This is a genomic window from Amycolatopsis sp. NPDC004368, from assembly GCF_053602515.1.
Genome location: NZ_JBSGDT010000003.1, coordinates 74,386 through 87,119, shown reverse-complemented (window position 1 = coordinate 87,119; position 12,734 = coordinate 74,386). Strand labels below are relative to the sequence as shown.

General features: G+C 72.3%; 11 protein-coding genes. 10 read left to right on the top strand and 1 reads right to left on the bottom strand.

From position 1 onward, the window contains the following. The 3 genes from ACWEOE_RS06385 (at position 1) to ACWEOE_RS06375 (ending at position 3,070) form a co-directional block, all read left to right on the top strand. A complete protein-coding gene (locus tag ACWEOE_RS06385; RefSeq protein ID WP_452004773.1) occupies positions 1 to 1,293 on the top strand; it encodes a DUF58 domain-containing protein in 1,293 nt (430 codons plus the stop codon). A gap of 113 nt (positions 1,294 to 1,406) precedes the next feature. Then, on the top strand, positions 1,407 to 2,213 hold the full coding sequence (locus tag ACWEOE_RS06380; protein ID WP_452004770.1) for a GDSL-type esterase/lipase family protein: 807 nt from the start codon (positions 1,407 to 1,409) through the stop codon (positions 2,211 to 2,213). Positions 2,214 to 2,293: 80 nt separating this feature from the next. Beyond that, complete coding sequence (locus tag ACWEOE_RS06375; RefSeq protein WP_452004768.1) at positions 2,294 to 3,070, top strand: ricin-type beta-trefoil lectin domain protein; 777 nt, start codon at positions 2,294 to 2,296, stop codon at positions 3,068 to 3,070. Here the strand turns inward: ACWEOE_RS06375 and ACWEOE_RS06370 are convergent. Further along, the gene (locus tag ACWEOE_RS06370; protein ID WP_452004765.1) at positions 3,067 to 4,071 is read right to left on the bottom strand and encodes a stage II sporulation protein M; all 1,005 of its coding nucleotides are present in this window, start codon (positions 4,069 to 4,071) and stop codon (positions 3,067 to 3,069) included. The genes ACWEOE_RS06375 and ACWEOE_RS06370 overlap by 4 nt on opposite strands. A 183-nt stretch (positions 4,072 to 4,254) precedes the next feature. Here ACWEOE_RS06370 and ACWEOE_RS06365 point away from each other — a divergent pair, with 183 nt between their 5' ends. The 7 genes from ACWEOE_RS06365 to ACWEOE_RS06335 all read left to right on the top strand — a co-directional run bounded on the left by ACWEOE_RS06365 (position 4,255) and on the right by ACWEOE_RS06335 (position 12,722). Next, positions 4,255 to 5,256 (top strand): RDD family protein, encoded by a 1,002-nt coding sequence (locus tag ACWEOE_RS06365; protein ID WP_452004762.1) that lies wholly within the window; start codon positions 4,255 to 4,257, stop codon positions 5,254 to 5,256. Positions 5,257 to 5,263: 7 nt separating this feature from the next. Continuing rightward, positions 5,264 to 5,923: a DUF2207 domain-containing protein gene (locus tag ACWEOE_RS06360; RefSeq protein ID WP_452004760.1), complete on the top strand. Its 660-nt coding sequence runs from the start codon at positions 5,264 to 5,266 to the stop codon at positions 5,921 to 5,923. Further along, a complete protein-coding gene (locus tag ACWEOE_RS06355; protein WP_452004758.1) occupies positions 5,916 to 7,475 on the top strand; it encodes a DUF2207 family protein in 1,560 nt (519 codons plus the stop codon). Before ACWEOE_RS06360 ends, ACWEOE_RS06355 begins: the two co-directional genes overlap by 8 nt. Positions 7,476 to 7,484: 9 nt before the next feature. Further along, complete coding sequence (locus ACWEOE_RS06350) at positions 7,485 to 8,783, top strand: M16 family metallopeptidase (protein ID WP_452004756.1); 1,299 nt, start codon at positions 7,485 to 7,487, stop codon at positions 8,781 to 8,783. Beyond that, positions 8,780 to 10,156, top strand: coding sequence for a M16 family metallopeptidase (locus ACWEOE_RS06345; RefSeq protein WP_452004753.1), 1,377 nt, complete (start codon positions 8,780 to 8,782; stop codon positions 10,154 to 10,156). The genes ACWEOE_RS06350 and ACWEOE_RS06345 overlap by 4 nt, the downstream gene beginning before the upstream one ends. Further along, positions 10,153 to 11,154 (top strand): NAD(+) diphosphatase, encoded by a 1,002-nt coding sequence (nudC, locus tag ACWEOE_RS06340; protein ID WP_452004752.1) that lies wholly within the window; start codon positions 10,153 to 10,155, stop codon positions 11,152 to 11,154. The genes ACWEOE_RS06345 and nudC overlap by 4 nt, the downstream gene beginning before the upstream one ends. Before the next feature lie 335 nt (positions 11,155 to 11,489). Continuing rightward, positions 11,490 to 12,722, top strand: coding sequence for an ROK family transcriptional regulator (locus ACWEOE_RS06335; protein WP_452005641.1), 1,233 nt, complete (start codon positions 11,490 to 11,492; stop codon positions 12,720 to 12,722). Positions 12,723 to 12,734 lie beyond the last annotated feature (12 nt).

Sequence of the window (12,734 nt, the reverse complement as noted above, 5' to 3'; positions counted from 1 at the left end):
GTGGCCCTCACCGGGCGGCTCGGACTGCTGGCGCTGCTGGGCGCGCTGGTGGTCGGGCTGCTGTTCCCGTCCGGCGCCGGCGTGCTCGGCGTCGTCGTGGTGCTGGTTGTGCTGGTGGTCGTGGACCTCGCGTTCGCCGGCAGTGTGCGGGCGCTGCGGTTTTCCCGCAGTGGCACCACTTCCGTGCGCCTCGGTGAATCCGCCGAGGTCACGCTCACCGTCACGAACCCCGGCCGGCGCGCGGTGCGCGGCCTGCTGCGCGACGCGTGGCCGCCGAGCGCGGGCGCCGACGACCGCCACCGCGTCGCCGTGCCCGCGGGCGAGCGGCGCGTGGTCACCACGGCCATGCTGCCCACTCGCCGCGGCGACCGCCGGGCGTTCCGCGTGACCGTGCGCGCGGCGGGCCCGCTGGGCCTTGCGGCGCGCCAGGGCTCGCACGAGGTGCCGTGGTCCGTGCGGGTGCTGCCGCCGTTCCACAGCCGCAAGCACCTGCCTTCGCGCCTCGCGCGGCTGCAGCAGCTCGACGGCCGCAGCGCGGTGATGATCCGGGGCCAGGGCACGGAGTTCGACTCGCTGCGCGAGTACGTGGCCGGCGACGACGTGCGCTCGATCGACTGGCGCGCCACGGCCCGCGCGGCCGACGTGATGGTGCGCACCTGGCGCCCCGAACGCGACCGGCACGTGGTCCTTGTGCTCGACACGGGCCGCGTCTCGGCCGGCCGCGTCGGCGACGCGCCCCGGCTCGACGCCGCCCTGGACGCCGCGTTGCTGCTGGCCGCCTTGGCTTCCCGCGCGGGCGACCGCGTCGAACTGCTGGCCTACGACCGCCGCGTGCGGGCCGCCGTGCCGGGCTCGTCGGCCACGACGTTGCTGCCCTTGCTCGTGAACGCCATGGCACCGCTCGAACCGTCCCTTGTGGAGACCGACTCGCGGGGCATGGTCGCGGAGATCCTGCAACGCACCCGCCGCCGCGCGCTCGTGGTGCTGCTGACCGGCCTCGACGCGGCGCCGCTGGAAGAGGGCCTGTTCCCCGTGCTGGCCTCGCTGACCTCCCGCCACCAGGTGATCATCGCGTCGGTGGCCGACCCGCGCGTCGCCGAAATGGCGCGCTCCCGCGGCGACGCCGAAGCCGTGTACGACGCCGCCGCGGCCGAACGCACGCTGGCCGAACGCGCCGCCGTGACCGCCCGCCTGGGCCGGCGCGGGGTCGACGTGGTGGACGCGGTGCCAGACGACCTGCCGCCGGCGTTGGCGGACCGCTACCTGGCGCTGAAGGCCGCCGGCCGGCTGTAGAGGTCGGTTCGGGCCGGAAACCGTGGTCGAAAGGTCCTCTTCGGACTCCGCCCACGGCCGCGTGCCCACCGGCGTCGCTAGCCTCGCGGAAAATCGCTGAGGCAGGGGAGAAAATGAAAAGATGGTGGATCGCGGCGGCCGCTGCCGCCGCGGCGTTCGTATCCGTGGCCGGTACGGCGTCGGCGTGCCCGCAGCCGCAGTACTACCTGTCGCTGGGTGACTCGCTGTCGGTCGGGTTCCAGCCGGACGCCAATGGCGTCGGCGGCCTGACGGACCGCGGCTTCGACCACATCGTGGCGAAGAAGCAGGGCTTGCGGTTGACCGAGCTCGGATGCCCGGCCGAGACAACGACGTCGATGCTCGAGGGTGGCAACCTCTGTGGTACGAAGCCGCAGATCAACGCCGCCGAGAAGTTCCTCGAGGCGCACCGTGGGCAGACTCGCCTCGTGACTCTGGTCATCGGTGCGACCGACGTCGAGGACTGCGCGTCGGACACCGGTGTGGACATCGCCTGCGTGCAGAAGAACGTCGGCCTGATCCAGGCGAACCTGCCGGTGATCGTCGACCGCCTCCACAAGGCCGATCCGCACGTGAAGATCGTCGGCCTGAACCTGTACGACCCGTTCCTCGCGTCCTTCCTGCAGGGCCCGGCCGGGCAGGACCTCGCGCGCCAGTCGGTGCAGCTGCTGCAGCAGGTGAACGGCGTTCTCGCCGGAATCTACGGCCAGGCTCACGTATCGTTGGCCGACGTCGAGACCGCGTTCCACACCACGGACTTCAGCGGAACCGACGTCCCGCTCAACGTCGCCACGATCTGCTCGCTCACCTTCATGTGCGCGCCCGCGCCGGTGGGCCCGAACATCCACCCGAACGACGCGGGCTACGGCGTGCTCGCCGACGCGGTCGAGGCGCAGCTCTAGCTCTATCGAGTGGCTTCCCTTGGCCAGCCGGGTCCGGTGCTGTTAAGCCGGAATCAGCTTCGGTCGAGGGGAGTGCTCGCGTGCGTCGATTGCTGGTCCTGGTGGTACTGCCGGCATTCGGGTCCGCCGGGGTCGCGTCCGCGGCCGACGGCGCGCCCGTGTACCTCGCCGACGGAGGGGGAGCGGTCTCACTCGCCACCAACGGCGGCAAGGTGCAGCTGGCCGACGCGAAAGACCCGGGCGCCGCCTGGACGTACGACAAGGCGTCGCAGCACTACCGCAATGTCGCGAGTGGACAGTGCCTCGCCGCGCAGAGCCCGGTCGACGGCGTGGGCGTGCTCCTGGCCGCCTGCGCCGACGGCGACCACAAGCAGCAGTGGCGCCGCGTCGCGGGGAACCCGGGGCTGGTGACGATCGCCAACGTCGCGACCGCGCGCTGCCTCACCGCCGAGGCCCCGACGCCCGGTGCGCGGCTGTACCAGGAAGTCTGCTCGCTGCCCGGCCTCTCCAACGCGTGGGCCGCGGGCGGGCGCACCCTCGCGATCCTCTCCGGCAACGGCCAGCACCTCACCACCAAGGACCCCGCGGCGCCGTTCGTGGTGCGCGTGATCGGCGACAACGGCCAGCCCGCACCCAACGTACCCGTCACCTTCTACGTGCACGCCGCTCGCGCGCAGAACGTGCTCGTGTTCGAGGGCGGCCAGGAAACCATGACGGCCAAGACCGGCGCGAACGGCGAAGCAACCAGCCCCCGGCTCACCCTCACCGACCCCGGCGAGTTCGACATCCGCTTCACCGGCAGCGCCACCCTGGACGACGGCAACTCGATCGCCTTCGAGGGCAGCTGCCTGTGTTAACCCGCCTCGGGTAAGGCGTCCCCGGTGTACCGGCGGTCGAGGTCGCCCACCTCACCCGCCCGCGCGGCGCGGCGGCCGAGCGTGAAGACGTAGGTCAGGAACAACAGCTCGACCACTGCGCCGATCCCGATGCGCACCCACGTGGGCCAACCCGACGGCGTCACGAACGCCTCGATCACGCCCGACACCAGCAGCACACACGCCAGGCCCAGCGCGATGACGACCACGGACCGGCCCTGCTCGCCCAGCGCGGCGCTGCGCGAACGGCGGCCGGGGTCGATCACGGTCCAGCCGAGCTTCAGGCCGGTGCCCGCGGCGATGAACACGGCCGTGAGCTCCAGCAGGCCGTGGGGCAGGAGCAGGCCGAGCAGCACGTCGCCGCGGCCGGCCGAGGACATCAGGCCGATGCCGATGCCCGCGTTCAGCGAGTTGAGCCACAGCGCGCTGATCACGGGCAGCCCCAGCGCCACACCGAGAAACAGGCAGGTCGCGGCCACCCACGCGTTGTTCGTCCACACCTTCGCGGCGAACGAGCCGGCCGGGCCGGTCGCGTAGTACGTCTCGTACTGGCCGCCAGGCGCGGTCAAGGCCTTGAGCTCCTCCGGGGCGACCAGCGCCGAGCGCACCGACTCGTCACTCGCGATCCACACGCCGAGCACGGCCATCACGAGCACCGAGGCCAGCGCGGCGGGGATCCACCAGCGCCGGCTGAGGTACACCGCGGCCGGGAAGCGGTGGGTGAAGAACAGTGCAACCTCGCGCCACGCCGGGCTGTGCGAGCCCGTGACGGCCGAGCGCGCCCGCGCCACCAGCGCCGACAGCCGCGACAGCAGCGCCGGGTCCGGGGCCGTCGAGCGGATGATCGACAGGTGGGTCGCGGTGCGCTGGTACAGCGTCACGAGCTCGTCGGCCTCGGCCCCGGACAGCCTGCGCCGCCGCACGAGCTCGCCGAGCCGGGCCCACTCCGCACCGTGTGCTGCGACGAAGACGTCGACGTCCACCCGATCACCTCCTGGAACCCCAGCCTAGGGCTCACCGTGTCATCTGTTGCCGATCCGGCCACAGTCACGGCGTGAAACGTTGCGATACGCAGCCGGCGCTCGGTTGGGTCCGCCTGCTTCTGGCCAGACCGGCAACCAGGCTCGGCCTTCTGTTGGCGGCCCGGGCGCAACTAGGCTTGCCCGGTGCAGGAAGAGTCCGATCTCGTCACGGGTGAAGCCGTGGTCCTCGACCTGCGGGTGGCCAAGCTGGCCAGCCGCGGCGTCGCGATGCTGCTCGACGTGCTGGTGCAGGGCGTGCTCCTGCTGATCGTCGTGGTCACCGTGGCCTTGACCTCGCCCGATCTCGACCCGGCGCTCACCATCGCGCTGTTCCTGTCGGTGTTCGTGCTGATCGTGATCGGCTACCCGGTCCTGTGCGAGACGCTCAGCCGCGGCAAGTCGCTCGGCAAGATGGCGCTGGGTCTGCGCGTGGTCCGGCTCGACGGCGGCCCCATCCGCTTCCGCCACGCGCTCACCCGCGCGCTCGCGGGGTTCTTCGTGGACTTCTGGGCGCTCGGGTTCCTCGGCGCGGTGGCGGTGATCACGTCGCTGAGCTCGTCGAACGGCCGCCGCGTGGGCGACTACCTGGCGGGCACGCTCGTGATCCGCGAACGCGTGCCGGTGACCCCGCAGGCGCACGTGATGATGCCGCCGGGCCTGGAGGGCTGGGCCGCGCAGCTCGATCTGAGCCGCCTGCCCGACGACCTGGCCCTGGCCGCCCGCCAGTTCCTCAACCGCTTCCACGACCTGCGCCCCGACGCGGCGTACGCGCTCGGCGCGGGGCTCGCCCAGCAGACGGCGCACGCGATAGGGGTCGCGGTGCCGCCCGGGATGCCGGCGTGGGCGTTCCTGTCGGCGGTGCTGGCGGAGCGGCGCAACCGCGACCAGGCGCGGTTGGCGCAGCAGGTGTACGCGACGGTGCCGCAGCCCGCGGGGCAGCCGTATCCGCCGCAGGGGCAGCCCTACGCGCCCGTGGTCCCGCAACCGCAACCGCCCGTTCCGCAGCCCCAACCGGTCGCGGAGCAGGCTCAGCCGAGTGGTGGGCAGTACCCGCCGCGTCCGCAGTTCGCGCCGGCCGAGCAACCGGCGCAGGTCGCCACGCCACCCCGGCCGGAGCCGGAAAACCCCTTCACCCCACCGAGCTGAGCGCGCCGTGCCGACCGAACCGGCCGTCGCCGTCACCACGAACGCGACGGCTCACCCCGACGGTTCCCTCACCGTCACCGAGCACGTGACCGGCCCTGCCACCCACCGGATCTCACTGCGCGTACCCGTCACCGACGCCGAAACCCGCGTCTACGCCGTCCACGACGCCCGCCTCACCGGCTCGGGCCACCTCGGCCAGGACTCCGGCGGCCTCCGGGTCACCTACTCCGGCCCCGCCACCCTCACGTACACATTGGACGGTGCCGTCACCGCCGACGGGCAGGTCCGCTGGCCCGTCTCCGGCGGCTGGGACGCCGACCTCACCACGGTCACCGCCACCCTCGCCGCGCCGGCGATCTCCACAGTGGACTGCTACGCCGGCGCCGTCGGCTCGGCCCGCCACTGCACGTTCTCCGAACTGGGTGCCGGAGGCGTCGCCCGGGCCGAGCAGGATGGGCTGCCCGGCGGCCGCGTCGACCTCGTCGTGCAGGTCCCGCCCGGCGCCCTGGCCGCCAACGCCTCGTCCGCCCCGACCGCCCCGGTCGAGGTGTTCTTCGCCGGTCCGGGCATCCCGCTCGTCGCCTTGCTCGTGCTGCTGTCCGCCGCCGCGGCGACGTGGCTGCACCGCCGGCGCGCGACGAGGGAGCGGGTGCTCGCGCGTGCGTAGGCTCGCCGCGCTCTGCGCGATCCCAGCGCTGCTGTTCGCAGCCGCTCCGGCGCAGGCCCAGGACCTGCCCGCGCTGCCGCGCAGCGCCGAGGTCACCCTCAAGCTCCAGCGCGACGGCAGCCTGTCCGTGACCGAGGCCGTCTCCGTCCCGGCCGGCACCACGATGACGCGCACCCTCCCGCTGCGCAGCTCCGCCGATGCCGCCCACGACCGCGTGCTCACGATCCGCGACGTGAGCATCGAGGGCAGCGGCAGCGCCGACCTCACCGGTGACCAGGTCGCGTTCGACCTGCGCGGTGGGACGTCGATCGTCCGCTACACCGTCGACGGCGTCGTCGGGCGAACCCTCGGGGTCGAGAACGCGACGTGGGACCTCGCCGGCGGCTGGGACACCCGGCTCGAGCTGCTGCGCGCCACCTTCGCCGCGCCGAACCTGCCCGATGCCCTCACGTGCCTGGCCGGCCCGCCGGGTTCCTCGGCGCCGTGCGGCGCCGCGCAGCTCGACCACTCGGGGCTCACGCGGGTGTCGGTGTCGAAGCTCGCGCCGGGCGACCGCGTGGAGCTCACCGCGGAGCTGCCCGCCGGCACGGTGCCCGTCACCGAGCGGCTGGTGCCCGCGAAGTCCGTGGCCGGTGCTTTCCTCGTCACCACGCCGGTGCTGGCCGCGTGGCTGGCCTTCGCGGCGCTGCTCGTCGCGGGTCTGGTCGCGTTGGTGGTGCTGCGCCGCCGGGATCGGGCCGCCGCGTTGCCCGTCCGGCTCGAAACCGACGGCCGGTTCTCCTCGCCCGAGGGCGTGCTGCCCGGCCAGCTCGGCCCGCTGCTCACCGGCCGTGCCGACCACCTCGACGTCGCGGCGACCGTGCTCGACCTCTGTGTGCGCAACTACCTGTGGGTGACCGGATCGACCGGCACCGGCGGCTGGACGCTGCACCGCCGCAACCCGCCGGACGAGTACCTCACGTCCTTCGAACGCGCGGTCTACGAAACCGCCGTGCCCGGCGAGTCGGCGCGGCTGTGGGCGATCGCACCGGGCATCGAGGACGAACTGCGCACCTCCGTCGTCCGCCGTGGCTGGCTCTCCCGCCGGCCGGCGCAGCTCACCAGGATCGCGGTGCGGCTGTGCTGCTACGGCGTTTTCCTCACCGCACTGCTCGCCTTCACCGTCGGCTACGCCCAGCTCGGCCTGGTCGTGGCTGCCGCCGGCGCCGCGCTCGCGCTGGCGGTCCAGTGGCTGCCCCCGCGCACCGCGAGCGGCCGGCTGCTGCGTGACCAGCTCCTGGGCCTGCGCGCCGAGCCGGCGAACCCCGCGGAAGTCACCGACGTCGTCTTCTCGCGGGTCCTCCCGTACGCCCTCGCGCTCGTCGAGGCCGACCGGTGGCTCGAACTGCTCGCGGAACCGGGCTGTTCGCTTCAGGCGTACTGGCTCGACAGCCCCGCCACACCTGCCCGGACCAGGGACTTCCTGGCCGCCCTCGGCGCCGCGGCCACGGGCGCGGGCTCGCGGGCGGGAGCGGTGCCACCGGCCGAGCCGAGGCTCGGGTCTCCTGCGTAGGGTGGGGGCATGGCCGATCCCGAGCTCGTCCGTTTCACGATTGACAACGGTCTGCGCGTGGTGCTCGCCCCTGACTCGACCGCGCCTGTTGTCGGGGTCAGCGTGCACTACGACGTGGGCTTCCGCTCCGAGCCGGAGGGGTTGACCGGCTTCGCGCACCTCTTCGAGCACCTGATGTTCCAGGGCAGTGAAAGCCTGGAGAAGCTGGCGCACTTCCGCCACGTCCAGTCGAGTGGTGGGACCTTCAACGGGTCCACCCACCCCGACTACACCGACTACTACGAGGTGCTGCCCTCGGCGGCCCTCGAACGCGCGCTGTTCCTCGAAGCCGACCGCATGCGCGCGCCGAAGCTGACGGCGGAGAACCTGGCGAACCAGATCGAGGTCGTGAAGGAGGAGATCCGCCTCAACGTGCGCAACCGGCCGTACGGCGGCTTCCCCTGGATCCTCTTGCCGCCGGTGCTGTACTCGACGTTCGCCAACGCCCACGACGGCTACGGCGCGTTCGAAGACCTCGAAGGCGCGACGCTGGATGACTGCGCCGCCTTCTTCGACACCTACTACTCGCCGGCCAACGCGGTGCTCACCGTGGCCGGCGACTTCGAGGTGGAGAACGCGAAGGCGCTCATCGAGAAGCACTTCGGCGACGTGCCGCACCGGCCCGCGCCGGTCCGCCCGTCGTTCGCCGAGCCGCTGCCCACCCAGGAGCTGCACGGCGAGCACGAGGACCCGCATGCACCGCTGCCCGCGATCGCCGTGGGCTACCGCATGCCCGACCCCATCAACGACCTCGACGGTTACCTCGCGTACCTCGTGCTGGCCGGCGTCCTCACCGACGGTGACGGCTCGCGCCTGCAGCAGCGCCTGGTGCACCGCGAGCCGCTGGTGGTCGACATCGGCGCCGGCGCCGGGCTGTTCGGCCCGTTCGAGGCGCGTGACCCGGACACGTTCACGATCACCGCGATCCACCCGCCGGACGTCGCCCGCGAGCGCGTGCTGGCCGCCCTCGACGAGGTGTTCGAGGAGCTCGCGTCGACGCCGCCGGACGCCCACGAGCTCAAGAAGGTGACCGCGCGCTGGGCCGCGAGCCTGCACTCGGAACACGACCGGCTGGTGTCGCGCACGCTGGCGCTGGGCGCGTTCGAGCTGCTGTACGGCGACGCGTCGCTGGTGCACCGGCTGGCCGACCGCATGTCGGCGATCACCGGCGAGGCCGTGTCGGCCGCCGCGAAGGCGCTGCGCCCCGACGCGCGGGCCGTGCTCGTGGTGAAGCCCGCCGCAAACACCGAAGGGGTTGAAGAGCAGTGACTTCGGCAACGCATCGCAGCGCTCAGGAGATCGGGCGCACCGCGACCGGCCCGCGGCCGCTGCCCGAACTGGGCGCGCAGCGCGCCGCCTCGGATCTGTCCCATGTGGACACCACGCTGAGCAACGGCCTGCGCGTGCTGGCCGTGCGCAAGGCTTCGGTGCCGCTGGTGGAGGTGCGGCTGTGGATCCCGTTCGCGGGGGAGGACGCGCTGCACCCGGCCACCGCCGAGGTGCTGGCGGAGACGCTGCTCACCGGCACTTCCCAGCGCGACCGCGTGGAGATCGACGCCGAACTGGCCCTGATCGGTGGTGACCTCGGCGCCGGTGTGGACCCGGAACGCCTGTACCTCAACGGTTCCGCACTGTCGGAGGGCCTGCCGACGCTGCTCGACGTGCTCGGCGACGTGCTCACCGGCGCCACCTACGCCGAAGCCGAGGTGGCCCGCGAGCGCGAGCGGCTGATCGAGCGCATCGCGGTGTCGCGCACGCAGCCGCGCACGATCGCGCGCGAAGCGTTGCAGAAGCAGCGTTACGGCGACCACCCGGTCACCCGCGAGGTGCCGGAGGCCTCTGATGTTGCTGCCGTCGCCTCCGATCAGGTGCGGGCGCTGCACGCCGCTTCAGTGCTGCCGCGCGGTTCCGTGCTGGTGATCGTGGGCGACATCGACCCCGACACCGTGCCGGCCGAGCTCGAACGCGCCCTCGGTGGCTGGGCTTCGGACCGGTCGGCCGTCGTGCTGCCGCCGCTGCCGGAGCTGACCGGGGGCAACGTGCTGCTGGTGCCGCGCGCCGGCGCCGTGCAGTCGCAGATCCGGCTCTCGGCCCAGGCGGTGGCCCGCACGCACCCGTCGTACGCGGCGCTGCAGATGGCGAACCTCGCTTTCGGCGGGTACTTCTCGTCGCGGCTGGTCGAGAACATCCGCGAGGACAAGGGGTACACCTACGGCGCCCACTCGGGTTTCGAGTTCACCGGCGAGAACGCCGTGGTGAACGTCGACGCAGACACGGCCAACGAGGTCACGGCCGCCGCGCTGCTCGAAACGCGGTACGAGCTGGGGCGCCTCGGGCTCGTGCCGCCGACGGCCGAGGAGGTGGAGTCGGTGCGCCAGTACGCGATCGGCTCGCTGCTCACTTCCACGTCGTCGCAGTCGGGGCTCGCCGGGCAGCTCATGGCGCTCGCGACCACCGGACTCGGCGTCGAATGGCTGCAGGAACACCCGGCGCGGCTCGCGGCCGTCACGGGGGAGCAGGTGGCCGAGGCGGCGCTGGAGTACTTCGCACCCAAGCGCTTCACCGGCGTGGTGGTCGGCGACGCCGAGGTGCTCGCGCCGAAGCTCACCGCGCTCGGCGACGTGACGGTGGGCTCGGAGTGACCGTCCCTTTTGAGCTGGCGGCTTTGCCGACCCTGTCCCGGTCCACTGTGGACCGCCAGGAGACGTTGCGCACCAACCCGGAGCGGTTGGTGTCGAAGTGGTCCGAGGCCCGTGTCGTGCTCCTCGACGACACGGGCCGCACCCCGGTCGCCGAGGGCGGCTCGTCGCTGGCCGCCCGCAAGGCCGTCGACTTCGGCTCGGAACCCCCGGCCGACGCGGTCTTCCTCGGCGAATGGGAGGACACCGACTACTGGTCCCTGCCCGGCCGCCCCGAGGGTGATGTCGACACCGTGCAGATGGCCGGCAGCTGGGGTGTGGTCGAAGAGGTCCCCCGCGTGGCCGGCGAGATCTGGGTCGAGCTGCGCGGTTACGGCGACCAGCTGGACGACACGTCGGCCGGCCTGTTCACCACCGCGGTCGCGCTGCGCCACTGGCGCCGCCAATCCCGCTTCTGCACCCGCGACGGTTCACCCACGAACCTGATCCAGTTCGGCTGGGCCAGCAAGTGTGAGGCCAAGGGCCACGAGGAGTACCCCCGCACCGACCCGGCCGTGATCTGCCTCGTCCACGACGAGGACGGCGTCAACGGCTCCCACGTGCTGCTGGCCCGCCAGCCCATCTGGCCCGCGGGCCGCTACTCGGTTCTCGCGGGCTTCGTGGAAGCCGGCGAGTCCCTGGAGGGCTGCGTCCTACGAGAAATTCGCGAGGAGGTGGGTGCCGACGTGTTCGACATCCGCTACCTGGGCAGCCAGCCGTGGCCGTTCCCGCGCTCGATCATGCTGGGCTTCACGGCCCGGGCTTCCCGGTCGCAGCCGCTGGTTCCGGCGGACGGGGAGATCGAGGAGGCCCTCTGGGTCTCCCGCGAGGAGGTCCGGGCGGCCTTCCGCAACGGCGGCTCCGCGACACCCATCGCGGGTGGTGCGTCGGAGATGATCCTGCCGGGGAACTCGTCGATCGCCCGCGTGATGCTGAAGGCGTGGGCTGACGCCGAGGAGTGACGTTTCGCTCGTGACAGGGCCCTTCCTGGCTTTCGCCGGGGAGGGCCTTTCTCAGTGCTGGGCAAGGAAATCCAGCAGCAAGGCACTGACGCGCTCGGATGCTTCGGCTTGCGCCCAGTGGCCCACCCCGGCTCGCCCCAGGCGCGCGGTGGCAAGACACACAGAGCATCCACTCCATCACCCACAGCTGCGCCCGAAACCTCCTCGACCCGAGTTGTTACCCGCTCGTTCCGGATGACCATTGACGCGATGTGGCCCCGCTCACTACAGTCGCCCGAAACCGTCTGTAAAGTATCCTAATTAAGGGGCCCAGAGTGCGCGCCGGTAGCCCGAGGATGTTGCGCGAGATCAACGACCGCGCGGCGATCGAGGCGTTGTTGCGGGGCGGGCCGCTCACCAGGGCGGAGCTCGAGGTCGTGATCGGGCTGTCCAAGCCGGCCACGGCGCAGTTGCTGACGCGTCTGGAGCAGGACAACCTCGTCGGCAAAGCGGGCGAACGCGCGGGTGGCGGGCGTGGGCCGCGGGCTCAGCTGTGGGCAGTGAACGGGAGCCTCGCGCACGTCGCGGCAGTGGATCTCACGCCGCACGTGGCGGATTTCGTGATCGCGGACGTCGCGGGCACCGTGAGAGCCGAGTACCAGGTCGAGTTGCCGGTGCACGAGGGCGCCGACGTGATCGGCACGTTCGGCAAGGCACTCAAGCAGGTGACCAGGAAGGCCGGTAAAAACCTCGAAGACCTGGCCCACGTCGTGATCGGGGCGCAGGGTGCGTTCGACCCGCGCACGGGCCTGCTCTCCTCGGCGCCGCACATTCCCGGCTGGCTCGGGTTCGACGTGCCGCAGAAGCTCAGCGAAGAGCTCGGCATCGCCGTCACCATCGAGAACGACGTGAACCTGGTCGCGGTCGAGGAAATGACGGCCGGGAAGGCGCAGGACGTCGACGACTTCGTGATGGTGTGGCTGTCGGAAGGTGTCGGTGGTGCCGTGGTGATCGGGCGGCGGCTGTTGCGCGGCGCGACCGGCGGTGGCGGCGAGATCGACTGGATGCGGGTGCCCGATCCGGCCACTGTGGACACCGGCGATCGCTGGCCCGACGCGGGCGCGCGCTTCGGCAACCTCGTGGACTCGCCGGCGATAGCGCGGCTCGCGAAAGCCCACGGTCTGGCAGCGAAAACCGGCCCCGAAGCCGTCGCGAAAGCGAACACGCCGGAACACGAACCCTTTCTCGACGACCTGGCCCGCCGCGTCGCGGGTGGCCTGGCGAGTCTCGTGGCCGTGGCCGACCCGCAGCTCATCCTGCTCTCCGGCGACACCAGCCGCGCCGGTGGCGACGAGTTCGCGCAACGGGTGGCGCGAAAACTCCACGCCCTCGTCCTGCCCCGCACGCCCGTCGCGCTCGCGTCCGTGCAGGGCAACGCCGTGCGGGCCGGCGCGTTGCAGTCCGCGCTCGCCACCGCCCGTGAAGACGTCTTCGGCGTCGTCACCCACACACTCCGCGGGCCGCGCAAGCCCGCGGGGGGAGCGCCGGACACGGCGCTCCCGAGCTCCGCCCCGTCCCCGACCGAGTAACCACCATGAGGA

What these genes read in the sequence shown, in the direction of transcription:
- ACWEOE_RS06380 (WP_452004770.1), top strand. Translation starts at nt 1,407, where the DNA reads ATGAAAAGATGGTGGATCGCGGCGGCCGCTGCCGCCGCGGCGTTCGTA.
- ACWEOE_RS06350 (WP_452004756.1), top strand. Translation starts at nt 7,485, where the DNA reads ATGGCCGATCCCGAGCTCGTCCGTTTCACGATTGACAACGGTCTGCGC.
- ACWEOE_RS06335 (WP_452005641.1), top strand. Translation starts at nt 11,490, where the DNA reads ATGTTGCGCGAGATCAACGACCGCGCGGCGATCGAGGCGTTGTTGCGG.